The organism is Chryseobacterium phocaeense, assembly GCF_900169075.1.
GTDB classification, from domain to species: Bacteria; Bacteroidota; Bacteroidia; order Flavobacteriales; family Weeksellaceae; genus Chryseobacterium; species Chryseobacterium phocaeense.
Genome location: NZ_LT827015.1, coordinates 639463 through 658294, shown reverse-complemented (window position 1 = coordinate 658294; position 18832 = coordinate 639463). Strand labels below are relative to the sequence as shown.

The following is an 18832-nucleotide window of genomic DNA, read 5'->3' as shown; positions in this document are numbered from 1 at the left end:
ATTTATAAAATTTAATTTTTTTAAACATCTGCTTCTGCAGGTGTTTTTTTGTTTGCAAAAAAGTTCTTCAGCCTGGTTTTAAACTTTAATTAATCCTTAATTTTCCCGCTTTCCTTTACAGTCTTAAATTTTTGAATTATTTTTGCATATCCTAAAAATTTCACGTTTTGAATTCCAGAGACGAACTTATCTTTAATCCTGCCGATATTGCCGAAACTCTTAGCAACCTTCATGCTGACGAGAGGCTTCTGGCATTTTTAAAGGTTCCGAAAGAATACAAAGCGGAAGTTTTCTCCCATCTTGATCCTGACTTCCAGGAAGATACCATCAGAAGCATTGGAAGCGAAGAAGTTTCGGAGATCCTGAACGGGATGACACCGGATGACAGAACCGCTCTTTTTGAGGACTTTCCGGATGAGCTGATCAAATATTCCATCAATCATCTTAATCCCCAGGAAAGAAGGATTGCCCTGAAGCTTCTGGGCTACGACTCAGATTCCATTGCCCGTCTGATGACTCCTTATTATATCCAGATCCGTAAGGAATGGACGGTAAAAAGATGTCTTCAGCAGATTAAAAAGGTGGGTAAAAGGGTGGAAACCATGAACCACCTGTATGTGGTGGATGAAAGAAACCGCCTGATTGATGATATTGCTTTAGGAAGCCTTCTTTTGGCTGAAGAGGATACTTTGATCTCGGATATTACGGATAACCATTTCGTTGCCATTACTACCACAACCACCAAGGAAGATGCGGTCACCTATTTTGAGAAATATGACCGGACGGCTCTTCCTATCATTACGGAAGCCGGTGTTTTGGTAGGCATTGTAACGATTGATGACATCCTTGACCAGATCGAGCAGCAGAATACGGAAGATATTCAGAAATTCGGGGGTCTTGAAGCCCTGGATGATCCGTATACACAGACTTCTTTAATGGAAATGATCAAAAAGAGAGGAATGTGGCTGATTATTCTTTTCTTCTCAGAAATGCTGACCGCTTCAGCGATGGGCTATTTTGAGGATGAAATTCAGAAGGCTGTAGTTCTTGCCCTGTTTGTTCCGCTTATTATTTCCAGTGGAGGAAATTCAGGCTCCCAGGCTGCTACCCTGATTATCCGGGCCATGGCGCTCCAGGAAATTGGATTGAAAGACTGGTGGTATGTCATGAAAAAAGAGATTTTTACCGGTCTTGCCCTCGGGGGAATTCTCGGCATCATCGGCTTTTTAAGAATTATGGTCTGGCATGAGGCAGGATTCTTCAATTACGGCATGTACTGGCCTTATGTAGGGCTGAGCGTAGGGGTTTCTCTGGTCCTGATCGTACTTTGGGGAACGCTTTCCGGTTCCATGGTCCCTTTTATCCTGAAAAAACTAAACCTCGACCCTGCTACCTCTTCTGCCCCGTTTGTAGCCACGCTGGTGGATGTTACCGGACTTATTATCTATTTTTCCGTTGCCGGATTTTTCCTGACAGGAAAACTTTTGTAATTTAGGCAGACAAAGCCTGACTATGAAAGTTGTTTCTCTCGTACCCTCTATCACAGAGGCATTATTTGATCTCGGCCTTACCGAAAATGAAGTTATTGGACGCACCAAATTCTGCATCCATCCCGTTAACCGGATCAAAAACGTTCCCATTATCGGCGGTACGAAGAATATTAATATTGACAAGATAAAAGCTTTACAGCCGGATCTGATCCTGGCCAATAAGGAAGAAAATATCAAAGAACAGGTGGAAGCTTTAATGGATGACTTCAAAGTAACCGTCACCCATGTGGAAACCGTTGAAGATAATTATTACCTTCTTAAAACTCTGGGAAATATTTTTAATAAAGAGGAAAAAGCACAGCTGTTCAATCTTAAAATCTATGAAGTCCTGGAGCAGACGAAACTTGATGCTCCTGTAAAAGCAGCTTACCTCATCTGGAAAAACCCATACATGACCATTGGCTCCGATACTTTTATTCACCACATATTATCAGAGATCGGTTTCGAAAATATTTTCAAACATCAAACCCGTTATCCCGAAGTTCAAATGGAAGATCTGGCGGATGCAGAGGTGATTATGCTTTCTTCCGAACCTTTTCCTTTTAAAGAAAAACATATTGAGGAAATGCGGGCATTCTATCCTGATAAAAAGATTATGATTGTAGATGGAGAGGCGTTTTCATGGTATGGAACCCATATCGCAAAGTGTGAAGCATATTTTAAGGGATTACTGGCTGAAATTCATGAGATGCAGCGGTGATTTTTTAACCACAAAAGGAGCAAAAGATTTAAAAACACTTTAGTTTTTTGAAGTTTAAAAAATGAAGTACATAAGAAGTTCACATAAGTCTCAGAAAAATCAAAGATTTTTATATTGGAAGAATTTGCGCGATCATCTGTGAAAATCTGTGTCATCTGTGGGATAAAAATTAACCACAAAAGTTTTTAAACACTTTAGTTTTTTAGTTTAAATTTATACTGTATTAGAAGTTCACTTAAGCTTTTTTGAAAATCAAAATTTTCATGATGTCCAAAAATCATTGGAAAAGGCTCTCTCCTGCTCTCTTAATAAATATTTCTTGAAAAAACAGCCACCAGTTTAAATACAAAAAAGCCCCGATTTTACATCAGAGCTCACATTTATATTTCAAATTGAAAGTTCAATTATAAAATTTTGGAAACTTCTTTACAAAGCCACTCCAGAAGTTCACGGTCTGCATCTGTAAACGGATCAATGGTGTGGGAATCAATATCAATCTGGCCGATATTTTTGCCGTCTTTGAAGATAGGAACCACAATTTCCGCTTTCGTATCAATGGAACAGCTTAAATAATTGCTTTCCTCATGAACATCAGGCACCACAAAGGTTTCGTTGGAGACCGCAACCTGTCCGCAGATCCCTTTCCCGTAAGGAATAATGGTATGATCAGTAGGCGCTCCCACATAAGGACCCAATTTCAATTCATCCTTATCACCGTTTTTAAAGTAAAATCCGGTCCAGTTGAAATAGGAAATTTCCTGATCAAGCAGGTGGCACACCTTTTCAAGTTTCTCTTCTGTATTATGTTTCGGACTTTCAAGAATGGAAGAAAGTCTTTTCTTTAATTCTGACATTGTATTTTAATTTTTAAGAGAATTGTTTGAGGGAAAGCTCGTCTTTATACCCAAACATTCCACGTTCTTTTATCATTTCTGCCACGCCTTCAGGAACCTGGTTTTCCCAGCCTTTGATGCAACATGCAATTTTTCTCAGGATTTCTCTGGAATAAATTTCCAAAAACTCCGGATTATGGTTGGTAATATCCACAATACGGTTGTTATGCTTGAAATATTTATAAAGCTCTTTTAAATTTTCTTCTACTTTAAGATTTTCAGAATCCAGTAATTCGTGGGTTTCAGGATCTTTGTATGGATAAAGGTATACCCTCATTCCGTTTCTGAAAAACTTCCCGAATGCTTCCAGAATTCCTCCCGAAAGATCTTTGTAGTACTTTTCATCAAAAACCATCAGAAGATTATTCACGCCCATCGCTACCCCGATATCTCCGGTTGTATAGGATGCAAAATAATCAATCAGCCTGTAGTATTCAGAGAAGTTGGAAATAATAACGGTATAACCCAGTTTTCCAAGAATATCTACCCGGTCCATAAAATCCCTTTCATCGATATCTCCGTCTGCCCTAAGATTGGAAATGGTGATCTCGATCAGAACTTCTGTTTCCTCATGTGTACAGGTAGCGTCTTTCTGGAACATCTCGAGGCCGTTTTTAAGCATGTCGATATTCACCTTCGTTACAGGCCTGAAACTTCCTCTTACCGCAAAAATATTTTTCTTGTACAAAACGTCTGCAGGAAGCATATTGCTGCCCTGGGAGTTGAAAATTACCGCATCGGTCATTCCATGCTTTACCAGCTGCAGTGACATTAACCTGTTGTCGACATAGTCAAAAGCTGGCCCGCTGAAATCGATCATGTCAATTTCAAGACCGTCTTTTGCAATATCGTCGTATAAAGATTCGATTAAAGTTCTGGGATTGTCGTAGTAGTGGAAGGCTCCGAAGATCAGGTTTACTCCAAGATTTCCTAAAGTTTCCTGCTGTAAAGTGGCGTCATTTTCTTTGAATTTCACGTGGATCACCACCTCATTGTAATCTTCATTTTCTTTGGTCTGGAAGCGGATTCCCACCCAGCCGTGGCCTTTGAGTGTTTTGTCGAAATTAATGGTTGTTACCGTATTCGCGTAAGAGAAAAATTTTCTGTTCGGATTATTTTCCCTTGAAATCCTTTCTTCGATCAATGCTACCTCATACCGGAGCATTTTCCGAAGCCTGTTTTGGGTAACATACCTGTTTTTGACCTCTTTTCCATAAATGGCATCACTAAAATCTTTGTCGTAAGCAGACATCGCCTTAGCAATTGTACCGGAAGCTCCCCCTGCTCTAAAAAAGTGACGAACAGTCTCCTGCCCTGCTCCAATTTCTGCGAAAGTACCATAAATAGTAGGATCTAGATTAATTGTTAATGCTTTTTGTTTAGGAGTTAGTTTCTGATACATTAGGACGTAAAATTTTTCGTAAATTTACCAAAATTAAACCAACCTCAAAAGAAAATGAAGTTGAAATTTTTAGGAACCGGGACTTCCCAGGGTGTACCCGTTATAGGCTGTACCTGCGAGGTATGTACCTCCGAAAATCCCAAAGACACACGTTTCCGGTCCTCCGTAATGATTACGACAGAGGAAAGCAGGAAAATACTGATTGATTGCGGACCGGACTTCAGGCAGCAGATGCTTCTTAATCACGAAAATAATGTAGATATCGCCCTCCTGACGCACGAACACAACGACCACGTGATCGGATTGGATGATATGCGACCCCTCATTTTTAAGAGCGGAAAAGATATGCCGATTTACTGTTACGAAAGAGTTGGTCATGAAATCAAAAAACGTTTCCCCTATGCTTTCACGGATGTCAGATATCCGGGCGCTCCGGCTTTTGAACTTCATGAAATTGAAAACAAACCTTTCCATGTTCTGGATACGGAAATTATACCCATTGAGGTGATTCACTATAAAATCACCGTCTTCGGGTACAAGTTTAAAAATCTTGCATACATCACCGATGCGAATTTTATTTCAGACACCGAAAAGGAAAAACTGAAGAATCTGGACGTGCTGATCTTAAACTGCATCAGGAAATTCGATCCGCATCCTGCCCATTTTGTACTGGCCGATGTGATTGCCCTGTTTAAAGAACTTCAGCCCAAAAAATTATTTCTTACCCACATCAGTCATCATCTGGGGCTGCATGATATTGAAGATAAGGAGCTTCCGGAAGGAATGCATCTGGCCTACGACGGACTGGAAATAGAATTTTAAAATTTTCCTCCAAAAAGCTTTTGAATACTAAAAAAAGTTTCTATATTTGCACACCAATTTAACACATGCCCGGATGGCGGAATTGGTAGACGCGCTGGTCTCAAACACCAGTGGGAAACCGTGCCGGTTCGAGCCCGGCTCCGGGTACAAGGCCGACATTTGAAGATCCACTTCGATGTCGGTTTTTTTATTTCTTAATCCACTGTTATACTGACAGTAAGTCTTTTAACCTCCTATAATCTTCTTCATCAAGTTTATCAGCAATTATCTTTTACAGTAGCTGCTTTTTCGTCGAACAAATCAACCCTCCTATTATAGAATGTAAAAAAAAGTCAAATAACGTTATCGTTATCTGACTCCTAAAATTCCAGTTTTGCCCGGCTAAATTATTGAATTATTTAAACACGCGGGAATGCCGGGCTCCTAAATAACTTTTATATAGACATTTGTATTTTTAATGATAATGAAAAACGAGGGGAAATTTCATTATATTTTTATTAATTTGAACCTAAACTTGTAATGGTAAAAGTTGCACCTTGTTCAATAGTGTAAGATTCTTCAGCTCCCGAATTACATCCTGTGCAATGTTTTGAACCAAAGGTAATGGCAGCACCGGCATTTAAAAATACGGTTACCGAGCCTCCCCGATATGAGGGAGCTGCTGCCTGAACATTACTAGTAGAAGTGAGGGTCCAAAACTGTGCTCCATTATTAATGTTTATTAGCCAGCTTGAAGCATTGGCTCCCTTATTACTGGTAATACCGGCAGCCAGTGAAAATTGATAAAACCCATCTTTTCCTGCTGCCACAGTATAGGTACTTGTGGAAGGATTCCAGCTGCCGTCATTGGTATAAACCTGTGAAAAACCCCATTTATTATACACATTATTTGCTACTGCAGTTTGTGTTCCGGCTGCTCTTCCGGAAGCAACCACTCGGGGAATAAAAGACGTTGTAGTTTCGTTTGCAGCCATAGATACCCAGGATGTACCGTCACTGTAAAACATCTGCTTTGTTGTATTATCATACTTCATAGCTCCGGCTCCGGCGGCAGCTGCTGTTTGGTTGGTATTTCCGAAAGCTATGGCAGAATTTCCCGTTGCTGCTCTTGCATCAAGATGTACGGATGGATTTGGATTTCCCACACCTACCTGCGCAGAGGACATTCCGAAAACGGCGAGTGGAAAAAGTAAAAGTAATTTGTTTTTCATGGTTGTTGATCTTTGCGTTGCTGTACTTTATTTTTTTAATTCTTTTTATTTTATTAATTAAAAATTTTAATTTAATCACATTCAATGTTGTAAATTTAATCGCAAAAAAAACTTCGGTTAAATTTTTTCTATAGAGAAAAAACTACCGGCTGTAGAAAGAATTCTACAACAACTAAAAATTATGTTAAATGTTCATTGTACCTTTGCAATCTGAATATATCGCCAATAAATGAGGAAATTTCTACTTCTACTCTCTCTATTACTCATTTTTACGGTTTTCGGTCAGCAGTATTCTTCCATATGGTACAATACGGATAACGGCATGCCTCAAAACAGCATAAAAGATATTGTAAAAGACAAATATGGTTTTATCTGGATCTGTACAGATGGCGGAATTTTAAGGTACGACGGGCAAGCCTTTATCAATTATAACAATCTTAAGCTCACCAATTTCAGTTTCGCAAATTTTTTGGGAAATGTACAATCAGATCATATTTTATTACCCAATTCCGGACAGTTTCAATATCTTATTATAAGGGATAGAAAAATTACGGTGACAGATAGGAAATCTCCCCTATTAAAGGATGTAGCGGAAAGAATTGTTTTCAACAATCAGGAATACATCAGTTTTATTAAAAATAATTCCGCAAACACTGTAGAATCCGGATTTATAAAATTTCAGAAAGGAACTTATTTCTTTGACAGCAAAAGTATTATTTACAGGAAAAATTCAGGAGAAGAAAAAAAAATTCCCATTAAATTTAAACAGGAAGACCAGAAAAATTTTTTCCGTTTTGGTGACTTGCTTTTTTTGAGAGATGTTAAAAATAAAAGAATTTTAAAGTTTTCTGAAGAGAATATTTCTGTATTTCATGATGATAATCCGTTGTATCGTGATACGTCAAGTAAGATTTTCTGGCAGGATATGAATCAGCAGAACTTTATTATTAATAAAGGAAAAATTTATTTCTCTGAGCTTGACAATGGAAATTTGAAAACTACTCCTATTCTCGAACTGAAAAACAATGATATTGATATTTCCATGATTTACAGCTTGTTGTATGACAAGGAAAATAATACAATGTATGTAGGAACATTAAATAAGGGACTGAATATCATTAAAATACCATCATTTTCTACTCCGAAAGCAGATCACAGGTTGGAAAACCGGGTGCAATATTCCGTACTTCCTTTTGGAAAGGATAAAATCATCAACTTTCAGGGAAGGGTTTACGACAAAAATTCTTTGATCAAAGATTATCATTTTAATACGGTAGATGAATGGTGCCTTGTTTATGATGAAAGCAATAATATTCTCTATCCTAAAAACGGAAAAATTTACAGAAGACTTTTAAAATACAATTATGAGAAATACGACTCGGTAGATATTGGCAAAAATAATAAAGCTACTGCTATCTTCAAAGAAAAAGATTTTTATCTGTTAAAAGCAAGAGACGCAACACAATTTTATCTAAAAATTTACTCAAACGGCAGTTTACAGAATCTTCTTGGGGATTTTACTTTCAAATCGGAAGTAAGCACTGTTATTCCGGTCAACAGAGATGAATTTTTAGTGGGTTGTGATAATAAAATGCATGTCATCTCATTATCCGAAAAAACAATAAAAAAAATAAATATACCCAATCTTTCCTTAAAGAGTACAATTATAACAAAAGACGGAAATATCTGGATTCTAACCAGAGGAAAAGGTCTGTATCTTTTTAAAAACAACAAATTTATCCAAATGCCTTTCGATGAAGGAGGTTATCTGTCTTATCCCAATAATCTGGTAAAAGATTCCAGAGGATATCTGTGGATCTCAAGTAATAACGGCTTATTTAAAATTCCGGAAAATACACTTCTTGAGTACGCAAAAAACAATAAAACAAAGGTTATTTACTACCGGTACACCAAAGAAGACGGTTTCAATATCAATGAATTCAATGGTGCGGTCAATTCTTTTACAAAGATGGATAATGGCGATTTTGTAGTTCCTTCCATGGACGGATATGTATTTTTCGATCCCCTTAAAGTTCCCTCCTATTACCCAAAAGCTGAGAATATTTATATAGAAAGAGCGAGATCAAAAGGTGATCTTGTTTATTTTAAAGACATTTTGAATCTTGAAAACGGTTTTAATCTGGCTTCTGTTTACATCGATATCCCTTATTATTCCAACAATGATAATCTTTACATCGAAACCAGTCTTCAGCAAGGTGACCAGCCTGAAAAATGGCAGAAACTGAAAGGTAAAGAATTTACATTAAACAATCTTTCTCCGGGAAATTATACTTTAAAAATCCGGATTTTAATTTCACCGGAAGGAAAATTTGCTTACAAAAAAATTTCCATCCATGTTCCGGCGCTTTTTTATCAGACCATTTGGTTCAGGGTTCTCATTTCTGTTTTATTTTTAGGTTTGATCCTGTTTATCATTCTTTTAAGGACGAGAATTTTAACCGTTAAAAACAATCAGTTAAAGAAAATTGTACATCAGAAAAATGATGAGCTGAAAACTACCCAGCATCAGCTTAAAAATGAAACTGAATATCAGAAAAATCTTATTGAGACCATCAATCATGATATTACGACACCGATCAAGTACCTTTCAGCGATGTCTCAGAAATTATCCGAAACTGATAATCCAAAACTGCAGAAGCAGTACTTTGATACCATTTACAAATCTTCGGAAGAGCTTTATAAATTTACTTTAAATCTTAAAAACTATACGGAATTATTCAATAATGAAAGTGTAAAATATCAGAAAAATATTTACTCTGCTTTTGATATTTTGGAAACAAAACGGAAATTGTTTGAGGAAATTGCCTTTCAAAAAGGCACCACAATCATTAATAATTCATCGAAAAATATTAAACTGCACTTTAATGAAAGTATTTTGGCGGCTATTATTCATAATTTACTGGATAATGCGGTAAAAAACACTTCAGGAGGAAATATTATCCTGGATGCCAGAGAGGAACATAATTGTATAATCTTCAACATTTCAGATTCCGGACAAGGAATGAGTGATACGCTGCTGGACTATTACAATAACCTGATGAATGATATTGAAAAAAAACCTTCTTCATTTAAAAATCATGGACTCGGGCTTCATCTTGTGATCCAGCTTCTGAAAAAATCAGAGGGTAAAATAATGTTTACCCATCAAATTCCCGCAGGAACCCAAGTAGAAATAATCATACAAAACCAGAGGTAATGCAGAAAAAAATACTTATTGCCGACGATCATTATGTGGTAAGAATGGGAGCTTCTTTATTGCTGCATTCTGCCTATGAAGATCTGGAGATAGACTTTACTGAAAACTATGAAAATGTAAAAGAAAAAATTACTGAAACCCGTTACGACCTATTAATGCTGGACATCGATATGCCCGGAACTATTTATCTCCATATGATAAAAGAGCTGAAAAGTATAGATCCTGAATTAAAAATCATGATGTTCTCCGCCTGTGATGAAAAAACTGCTTTACGCTACATTCATGAAGGCGCAGACGGTTATCTCAACAAACAGCTAAGCGAAAATGTAGTGGAAGCGGTCACTATGATTTTCAGGCAGGGATTTTACTATTCTCAGGAGCTTGCTCATCTTCTTATCCATAACAGAAAGGAAATAAAGCCATTGGAAAATTTATCCAAAAGAGAATTGGAAATTTTTGAATTATTGGCACTGGGCAACGGAAATCTTGAAATCTCGAATGAACTGGATCTTAAAATGTCCACCATAAGCACTTTCAAAAAAAGAATCTATGAAAAACTGAAGGTACAAAACCTTGCAGAGCTCATCAAACTTTATGAAAAATACAGTTTGGGGAGAAATTAAATAATAAAAAGCCTCACGAATGAAGCTCTTTAAAATCAAATCAATATGTAAACGGAATCATCAGAGATTTCCCAAATATTGCCAGATAACTTCCTGCTGGTTGATTTTGGTCCCCGGATCACAAGTATAGTTGTTTCCCAAAATCCACTGAAAATAGCCTGAAGTGTCTCCTGCATTAAGGAAAACCACCGAAGAATAGGAGACATTTCGGTTCGCATAGCTGGCCGGTTCGCCTCTGAATGCAAAAGAAAACCTGATATCATTAGAATCCGTTCCACCCAAATAAGCCAAAACAGGATTGTACTGCAACGCCTGAGCAGTAATTCCTGTACTGATCGTGAATTTGTAAAATCCCGTTTTATCCGCTACAATAGAGCCGTCATCTCCAATATTTGCATCTTTGGAATTTAATGCAAATGAAGCTCCGTTAAGATTGCTACAGGACGTACCTGTCGTTGTTTTCCTCCCTTTTGCAAATACTTCAGGCAAGGTAATAAATGTGTTGATTTTTACATCATCCATCATATCCTGCCACTGTGTTCCGTTGAAGACATACGGAATATCCGCATACACTTTTATATTATCGGGTATGGATACCTCACTGTTATTGGTGTTATAAATGACTAGTCCTGCCGCAGGATCCGGTATTGTTGTAATATCTGTTTTTGAAACTAATGCTGCATGAGGCAGAATCAAACCTTTATTTGAACCTGCCAATTCCAGGGCTGCAGAAGGATGAGGATTTGCTAATCCTATTCCGACTTGAGAAGACATAAAAGAAGCAGCAAAAAGAAAGATAAAACTGAGTTGTTTATTTAATTTTGTCATGATTTCAATTCTTTAAAACTTTTAGAAACTTATTCTCCCATGTAGATCCAGATAACCTGCTGTTCGCCAATCTGATCATCTGCAACACAAGTTCCGCCAAGATCCCAGGTAAAGCCTTCGGAAGTCTGCCCCTGATTGAGATATACCGATCCCGAAAAATTATTTGACTGCCAGCCCCTAGCTCCTGTAGATCCCAATTGGAAAGCATAAGTGAGCATTCCCGGATATATTGCCGGATTGTATGATTTTCTGAGCATAAACTGTTTAATATTAACAGACCAGTAATAGTATCCGTTTCTTCCCGCAGTAAGTGCACCATTGGAAGATATGGTATTTCCGCCTGCAGCATTTAGATTTGTCAGTGCAAAATTAGCCGTCGAAATACCCGTACAGGAAGTATCTGTGGTTGTTTTCTTACCAATGGCAACCACACTTGGAAATAAAAAGTTTTGAGAATTGGTATTGTTTTCTAATAATTCCTGCCATGAATTTCCGTCAAATTTATACAAAGTCCCCTCTGTAATTTGAGTATTTCCTAAACCCACTGTTGCAGAAGCAATAATTAAAGTTCCTCTTTTAGGATTTGGAATTGTTGTCACATCATTTCTCGACTGCAACGGAACTTTATTAATTAAAAATCCTTTATTTGTTGAGCCAATATCCAGTAAAGCTGATGAATGAGGAGTCGCCGTATTTATGCCGACCTGAGAATATACCTTGACAATACCTGCAATACCCATTAATAATATAAAAAATCGTTTTTTATTTTTCATTTTTTCTTATTTTACTTATAATGTACCCCCGATAAATTCCCAGATTACACTCTGCTCTTTGATCTTTCCGGTTAATCCACAGGTATTACCTGTACCAAATGTCCATTGCCACGGTGGAGTTACCTGTCCTTGTACCAGATAAATGATTCCAGATGTTGCAGCCCCCTGATCGCTAAATCCGCTCCCTCTGAATTTATAGGTAAAAGCCTCTAAACCTACTGCAAAAATAAAAGGAGCAGTATTGTAAGCCTGATCAGGATTTGCCTGCATGTATTGCTTGCTGTACACAGAAAAACTGTAATATCCTGTTTGTGGAGCAGTGAAAGCTCCTGCGCTTGTCAGTAACGCCGGATTACTGATCTGGTCAAGAGAAAAATTGGCTGTATTAATACCGTTACAATCTGTTACTGTAGTCTTTTTACCGAATGCTACTACTTTGGGTACGTTTCCGGTAAGCGTCTCATCTTTTGTACTCAGCTTTTTCCAAATTGTTCCATTAAATTTGTAAATACTTCCAGCCGTGACAGCAGTAATTCCTGTTCCGGCATTTGCTGTTGTAAACACCATTAATCCGGTTGCCGGATTTGGAATTGTTGTAGTATCGACCGTCGATTGTAAAGCTACGGCAGGAAGTTTCAAACCGCCTGCTTTAGAAGATTGACTCAAATCTAAGATGGCAGACGGATCAGGTGTGGCAGTATTAATTCCGACCTGTCCGCTTGCCCATCCAAAAGCTGTGACCAATAAGGAAAAATAAAGTCTATTCATGTTATTATTTTTACATCTTTAAATTTTTAAGGAAATATTCCCTTTTGTTTCAATTGAGATTGAAAACATAAGTCTTCTTCCAAAGATTTGGAAAAAGACTTTGTTTCATTTTGAGGGAATTTGTGTAATGAATCTTTACGCCTGATTTAATTATGGTGAGGAACAAACCTTTTTTCAGGAGCAAAACTATGATTGTTTCGGAATTTAACAGGAAGAAAACCTGTAAGAAAAGAACTAACATCTGTAGAATAAATACTACAAATAATTAAGACGGATAAGTTTATTCCAATGGTTATTGGTGCATGTAATAATTAGGTAGTTGATGGCTACCATCTACCAAATCGTTCGATATTTATTTTGTTATGGTACAAAAAACCTCTGAAAACAATTTCAGAGGTTTTTACATTTTATAAATCCCGGATAAACGGGATTTTTATTTCATATCATTCAATTTACTTTATCTCTACAGGAACTGAGATCTTATCCCAATCCATTGTGAATCCATTGCTGTTTATTGTATACACTAAATTCTCCTGTGTTTTCTGTAAAGCTTTTGTTTTAACATCAACACGTAAAGCATCTTTAGCTTCTTCATATTTATAAGCGCCCCATTGTTTTGGTTCTTTGTTAAAAATGGCAGTCCAGGTTCCGGAGGCCTTAGGAATTAAGAAAAAGCTGTATTTACCTGCAGGCAGTGGTTTACCCTGAACGGTAATGTTTTTATCCGTTTCGAAAGTCGTGGCTTCATTGGCACCCGCACGCCAAACTTTATCATAAGCTTCCAAACCACCCCAGATGGTACGCCCTTTCACAGAAGGACTGCTATAGGCTATCGTAATGGTTGCATCTTTAATCTTTCCCGTAGCAGTAGCCGGAGGGCTGGCAGGTTTTTTTGTTTCCTGCGCAAACGCATTTACTGAAATTGTCATCGCAGCAACAAGTACGGTGGCAGATTTAAACATTGTTTTCATAATATTTTTGTTTGATTGTTGTTTTGTTTACGAATTTACTGCTTTCGGCTTATAAAACAATAACCCGATTGCCGAAAATATAATAACTGCCGCTGCCCCGATCACATTGAGCCAAAGGAAAGAAACGATATCGAACTGATAGACGGCAATCACTGTAATTTCTGATAAGATGGCGGCAATAAATACATTGGGACCTGTGATTTTTTTATAGTAAAATGCAACAAGGAAAATTCCCAATATCGGGCCATAGAAAAGGGAACCCAAAACATTCACCGCTTCAATAAGGGAACCCATCTGCGTGGCAAACATAGCAACACCGATGGAGAAAATACCCCAAGCTAAAGTGTGCAGGCGGCTATACTTCAATTCGGTGGCATCATCAGGAATTTCTTTTTTAAATATCAGATGAACATCTTTTAATGAGCAGGCGGCAAGGGAATTCAGCGCTGCGGAAATTGAACCCCAGCTGGCCAGAAAAATAACGGCAAACAGTAAACCGATCATGCCTACAGGCAAAGTATTTTTCACGAAATACAGGAAAATGTAATTCGTATCCGTTTTCTCCGCATTATAGTTTGATTGGTTGATCGCTTCCTCTACCCTGCCGTGAAGTGCTTTGACTTCGGTTTGTGTATTTTTAAAATCCTGAACTGTTTTGTTGAGCTGGGGAGATTGAGTTTCTTTCAGCTTTAGAATTTCTTTCGATTCTGCATTAAATTTTAACTGTAAATCCTGATGTTCTTTTTCAAAAACCGCAGCCTGTTCAGGTTGTGTATCCTTTAAATGCTGATAAGAGCGTTCGTTAAAATAAATCGGAGCCGGTTTCAGGGAAAAGAAAGCGAAAAGCAAAGCCCCGATCAGGAGAATGGCAAACTGCATCGGAATTTTAACCAATCCATTCAACAGTAAGCCCATTTTTGCATTCGTATTGTCTTTCGCCGTAATATACCTTCCGACCTGGCTCTGGTCCGTCCCAAAGTAAGAAAGCGCCAGAAAAAAACCGCCAATTACCCCGCTCCAGATATTGTATTTATCTTTCCAATCGAATTCTGTGGTGATGACATTAAGTTTTCCGGATTTTCCTGCCAGATAAAGCGCATCTGTAAAACCAATTCCATTGGGCATATTTTGGATAAGCAGAAAACCTGCAAAAGCCATGGTTCCCAGAATAATGAGAAACTGTAATTTTTGAGTGTGTGCGATTGCTTTTGCACCGCCAACATAGGTGTAAATCAACAGAATTCCACCTGTTAAAACATTGGTTAAATAAATATTCCAGTTTAAAACGCTTGACAAAATGATACTCGGGGCATAGATACTGATTCCTGTAGATAATCCTCTCGAAAAAAGAAATAATAGTGAAGTGAGTACCCTAGTTTTTTTATCAAAACGGTTTTCCAGATACTCATAAGCCGTGTAAACATTTAATCGCTGAAAAATGGGGATGAAAGTAATACAGATCACAATCATCGCCAGCGGCAAGCCAAAATAATACTGAACGAAACGCATCCCATCCGTATACGCCTGTCCCGGTGCCGAAAGAAAGGTAATGGCACTCGCCTGGGTAGCCATAATGCCTAAAAGCACAATGTACCACGGCATTTTATTGTCTGCCTTCAGGTAGGATTCATTGCTTTTCTGGCCACGGCCGATGAATACGCCGTAAACCACGACTACCACAAGGGTAAAAATCAAAACTGTCCAATCTATCGTACTCATGCCCAGAATTTAGTAAACCAATAATAAAATATGATCTGCACTACTAATGCAACGGCCAATAGTATGTACCAGATATTCCAGTTTTTAAGTTGTTTGTTCATCAGTTTTTCTGTGCAGATAAAAAGTTTAAAAATAAACGTGCCGCCCCAACATTTCCCGCAGGTAGCTGTCTGAAAAATGCTAACGGTGTATAAATAAAATTACCCTTCCCGTATCCGGCATATAAAGTTGATCCCTGCAGAGGCTCTTCACCGGTATCGTGCATTTCAAAAAGCGGTTCATACGCTGCATCCCATTGAGCAGGGAAATAGGCGCCGCGCTCCTGTACCCAGCCGTTAAAGTCTTCCGCAGTAATTTTATTCGGGTAGTTCAGTAATTTATGGTTAGGATTCAAGAATTTAACCTCAGCATTTTCTTCGGTAACCCGCTTATTGGCAATACTGAAATTGTACATTCCCAATTGGCTAACGGTTGTATCCTGGTTGGTGTTATACTGCATTACCAGATTACCGCCGGCTTTTACATAAGACCATAAAAAAGGCATCCAGCGACCCAATTTTTTCTCTGTGTTATTGGCACGAACCCCAAGTACAATGGCATCATATTGCGAGAGCTTGTTCTGGCTGCCATTTCCACCGGATTCATCTAAGTTGCCATAAAAATCTTCGTCTTTCAGGACGTCTACCTGAATCCCTGCAATGCGCAGGAACTCTGGAATGAAATCGCCGGCGCCTTCTATATATCCTACTTTTTTAACCTTCGTCTGGATATCGCCTTTCATTACGGTCACCGTTGCAGGCACAAAATATTGTAAGGAGGGTAAATGCGGGTACTGGATTAATGCTTGTTTTTTATTATAAGTGACTCCATCTGCAACAAAACCGGCATCCAACTGTAAACGGGATGAGTTTATTGAAGCAAGTTTTGTTTTTGGAATAACATAATCGATAGTAGTTTCTTTTCCATTGATCGAACTTACCTCAGCGCTGCCTAACCGTTCTCCGTTATACATCAGGTTTAGTACACCTTTACTGAACGGTTTGCCGGAATTCACCTTAACATTTAAACTCAAATGTAAATCTTCATTTTCTTTAACCAGATAAAGAGGTTGCGTAAATTTCAGTTCCAAAGCAGGAACAATGCGCAAGGCTTCAACCACATCACCACGCACCGGGTCTAATTTCTTGAAAGATAAAGGAAGTTTAACCTGAAACTTTTCCGAACCGATTTTTAAATCAAGCAAAACATTCAGTGGTGATTCTGCCTCGGGTAAACCGACTAAGGTATCATTTGGAACGGCGAAAGTTGCTGCGTTCGTGGGTGGTTTTGCCAACCAGTAAGGTTCTGTAAGTGCTGCATCCGACGGAATCTGAATTTTATGCTCGATGGTAATTAAAGAATCTTTTGATAGTTTTCTGTTGAAGCTTTCTGACTGACCTAACCATTTTACATTTTCCAAAACGACAGGATTTACGGCTCTTGAAACCAGATTTAACCTGAAATTGTAATGTTCTCCGGCAACCGCTTCAGCCTGATTGGTCACGACCTCGCCCATAAACCCCGCACAGCTTAAAATAATATGGTCCAGGGCTGTCATTTTATCTTTTTTTATGTCGGCATCTTTTATCGTCGTGACCTTTTTCCGCAAAGCAAGCAATGCAGGTAAGCTAAGGTCCGGATTGTTGAAATTGAACGTGGAAATAATTTTATCCAATGCCTGGTCAATATCAGCATTTCCCTGTGAAGTCCAGGTTTTAGCTACTCCATCAAAAAGGCTTGTTTTTGCAGGCTCGCCAGCAACATCGGAAAAATATTCAGTTTTGATCCCGGCTACGGACTGTGTTCCCGCGCCCTGGCTTTTATGTAAACTTCTGCTTAATCCTGCCAGTTCACCATAACCCATTCCCAATTGCGCATCATATTGTCCAACGGTAACTTTCAGTTGATTTTCAGCTGTGGTATTGACTGCACCAAACCGGAAAGTATTCCACAATACGCGTTTTGGCTGCCATACCTTAACATATTTCAGCTGATCCGGGAAAGCATTTTTATCGCCAGCCAGTTTAAAAGCTTTTTCCGCAACCACAGCCGAAGCCGCATGCTGTCCGTGGCCTGCCGCAGCAGTTGGAGGAAAACGACAAATGATCACATCAGGACGGAATTGACGGATGACCCAGACTACATCCGCTGTAATGCTGTCTGCATCCCATTGTTTAAAGGTATCGGTTGTATTTTTAGAGAACCCGAAATCAATCACCCGGGTAAAAAACTGCTGGGCGCCATCTAACTTTCTGGCCTCTAAAAGCTCATGCGTTCTGATCAAACCCAACGCAGGCCCCTGCTCTGTCCCTAATAAATTCTGACCACCATCCCCTCTGGTTAAAGACAGATAGCCCGTTTCTACATTCTGGTCGTTGATGAGCCAGGAAAGCAATCCTGTATTTTCATCATCAGGATGAGCCGCAAGGTATAAAACTTTAGGCAGGTGTTTCAGTGTTTTGAGTTCACGGTAAATTTCAGAAGATTTTGAAGGCCGAACCTGCTGGGCCGAACAAAAAACCGTATAAAAGCCAAAAATAAATACAATGATTAGTTTTCTGAACATTTGAATTTGCTTTGCAGGGCAAATATAAGTAAATCATCTTTCTTTCAGGTTTAAAAAAGCAACTTCAAATTTTCTGTGATATTCCTGGTAAAATCGTAAAGGATTAACGCAAAGTTCATGAATGATTCCGCTTTATTCTAAGTGGGCAAAGAGAGGCGACTTTGGCGCTGATGAAGTGCTGTGGCTATACACACGTTTCGGCGAATCAACTTTGTTGATTCTATTCTTTGCACTCTTAAAATCAACAGTTTCAAAAATGAAAACTTTGCGTTGGAAAAACACGTTATCAATACATTATCTTTTTAATTAAAAAATCTTAAAAGAATGTGATTTGAAAATTAAAAATATTGCATTTAGGAACTGCAAAGGCAAAGTACAAATGTCTATAAAGACACTACCAAAAATGTTTCTAAAGCAATAATGTCGGATTTTTAAATATAATAATTAGCAGTAGTACATATATAAGTGAAAACCATATTAATATTTATTGTACTTTTTTCTATTTTTGAGATATAAAAACTAATTTCAAAATATGGAAAAAAATACTGTTGATAATAGTGAAAGCAATTATAAATTTTTAACTAATCATCCTTTAGGTGAAGACTTGTTTAAAAATAAATCTCAAGATAAGATAGCAACAGTAATAAGTGAAAAAATTCTCGATGAGAAAGACTTTAAGATTATTGGAATAGATGGAACTTGGGGATCAGGAAAGAGTAATTAAGTACACCTAATAGAAAAAAAAGTAGA

15 protein-coding genes and 1 tRNA gene are annotated in these 18832 nt (G+C 38.1%); 7 read left to right on the top strand and 9 right to left on the bottom strand.

What is annotated here, in order from left to right:
* Window positions 1-167: 167 nt before the first annotated feature.
* Together mgtE and B7E04_RS09765 are read left to right on the top strand one after the other, a co-directional pair.
* On the top strand, window positions 168-1490 hold the full coding sequence (gene mgtE / locus B7E04_RS09770) for a magnesium transporter (protein ID WP_080778477.1): 1323 nt from the start codon (window positions 168-170) through the stop codon (window positions 1488-1490).
* A 22-nt stretch (window positions 1491-1512) separates the two neighbouring features.
* A complete protein-coding gene (locus B7E04_RS09765) occupies window positions 1513-2250 on the top strand; it encodes an ABC transporter substrate-binding protein (RefSeq protein WP_080778476.1) in 738 nt (245 codons plus the stop codon).
* A gap of 404 nt (window positions 2251-2654) precedes the next feature.
* On the opposite strand, the gene B7E04_RS09760 is transcribed toward B7E04_RS09765, so the two are convergent.
* Together B7E04_RS09760 and B7E04_RS09755 are read right to left on the bottom strand one after the other, a co-directional pair.
* Entirely contained in the window at window positions 2655-3104 is a 450-nt protein-coding gene (locus B7E04_RS09760; protein WP_062652753.1) for a GAF domain-containing protein, read from the bottom strand.
* Between the two features lie 13 nt (window positions 3105-3117).
* Window positions 3118-4545 carry a TonB-dependent receptor gene (locus B7E04_RS09755; RefSeq protein WP_080778475.1) on the bottom strand — a complete coding sequence of 476 codons (1428 nt, stop codon included), beginning with the start codon at window positions 4543-4545 and terminating at the stop codon, window positions 3118-3120.
* Window positions 4546-4599: 54 nt separating this feature from the next.
* On the opposite strand from B7E04_RS09755, the gene B7E04_RS09750 reads away from it, so the two are divergent.
* Both B7E04_RS09750 and B7E04_RS09745 read left to right on the top strand, forming a co-directional pair.
* Window positions 4600-5367: an MBL fold metallo-hydrolase gene (locus tag B7E04_RS09750; protein ID WP_080778474.1), complete on the top strand. Its 768-nt coding sequence runs from the start codon at window positions 4600-4602 to the stop codon at window positions 5365-5367.
* Window positions 5368-5434: 67 nt separating this feature from the next.
* A tRNA-Leu gene (locus B7E04_RS09745) sits at window positions 5435-5514 on the top strand.
* Between the two features lie 350 nt (window positions 5515-5864).
* On the opposite strand, the gene B7E04_RS09740 is transcribed toward B7E04_RS09745, so the two are convergent.
* The gene (locus B7E04_RS09740; protein ID WP_139785380.1) at window positions 5865-6578 is read right to left on the bottom strand and encodes a hypothetical protein; all 714 of its coding nucleotides are present in this window, start codon (window positions 6576-6578) and stop codon (window positions 5865-5867) included.
* A gap of 229 nt (window positions 6579-6807) precedes the next feature.
* Here B7E04_RS09740 and B7E04_RS09735 point away from each other — a divergent pair, with 229 nt between their 5' ends.
* Together B7E04_RS09735 and B7E04_RS09730 are read left to right on the top strand one after the other, a co-directional pair.
* Complete coding sequence (locus B7E04_RS09735; protein WP_080778472.1) at window positions 6808-9795, top strand: sensor histidine kinase; 2988 nt, start codon at window positions 6808-6810, stop codon at window positions 9793-9795.
* Window positions 9795-10418 (top strand): response regulator transcription factor, encoded by a 624-nt coding sequence (locus B7E04_RS09730; RefSeq protein WP_080778471.1) that lies wholly within the window; start codon window positions 9795-9797, stop codon window positions 10416-10418. The genes B7E04_RS09735 and B7E04_RS09730 overlap by 1 nt, the downstream gene beginning before the upstream one ends.
* 60 nt (window positions 10419-10478) lie before the next feature.
* Here B7E04_RS09730 and B7E04_RS09725 read toward each other — a convergent pair whose 3' ends face one another.
* From B7E04_RS09725 to B7E04_RS09695, 6 genes are all read right to left on the bottom strand, one after another.
* Window positions 10479-11246: a hypothetical protein gene (locus tag B7E04_RS09725; protein WP_080778470.1), complete on the bottom strand. Its 768-nt coding sequence runs from the start codon at window positions 11244-11246 to the stop codon at window positions 10479-10481.
* Between the two features lie 29 nt (window positions 11247-11275).
* The gene (locus B7E04_RS09720) at window positions 11276-12019 is read right to left on the bottom strand and encodes a hypothetical protein (protein ID WP_139785379.1); all 744 of its coding nucleotides are present in this window, start codon (window positions 12017-12019) and stop codon (window positions 11276-11278) included.
* 15 nt (window positions 12020-12034) lie between these two features.
* Window positions 12035-12787 (bottom strand): hypothetical protein, encoded by a 753-nt coding sequence (locus B7E04_RS09715; RefSeq protein WP_080778468.1) that lies wholly within the window; start codon window positions 12785-12787, stop codon window positions 12035-12037.
* 452 nt (window positions 12788-13239) lie between these two features.
* Window positions 13240-13758, bottom strand: a complete 519-nt coding sequence (locus tag B7E04_RS09705; RefSeq protein WP_080778466.1) for a DUF2911 domain-containing protein — start codon at window positions 13756-13758, stop codon at window positions 13240-13242.
* A 27-nt stretch (window positions 13759-13785) separates the two neighbouring features.
* Entirely contained in the window at window positions 13786-15477 is a 1692-nt protein-coding gene (locus tag B7E04_RS09700) for a sodium:solute symporter family protein (protein ID WP_080778465.1), read from the bottom strand.
* Window positions 15478-15577: 100 nt separating this feature from the next.
* Window positions 15578-18082, bottom strand: a complete 2505-nt coding sequence (locus B7E04_RS09695; protein WP_080778464.1) for a PIG-L family deacetylase — start codon at window positions 18080-18082, stop codon at window positions 15578-15580.
* Between the two features lie 532 nt (window positions 18083-18614).
* On the opposite strand from B7E04_RS09695, the gene B7E04_RS09690 reads away from it, so the two are divergent.
* Window positions 18615-18806 (top strand): hypothetical protein, encoded by a 192-nt coding sequence (locus tag B7E04_RS09690; RefSeq protein ID WP_080778463.1) that lies wholly within the window; start codon window positions 18615-18617, stop codon window positions 18804-18806.
* The last annotated feature ends 26 nt before the right edge of the window (window positions 18807-18832 follow it).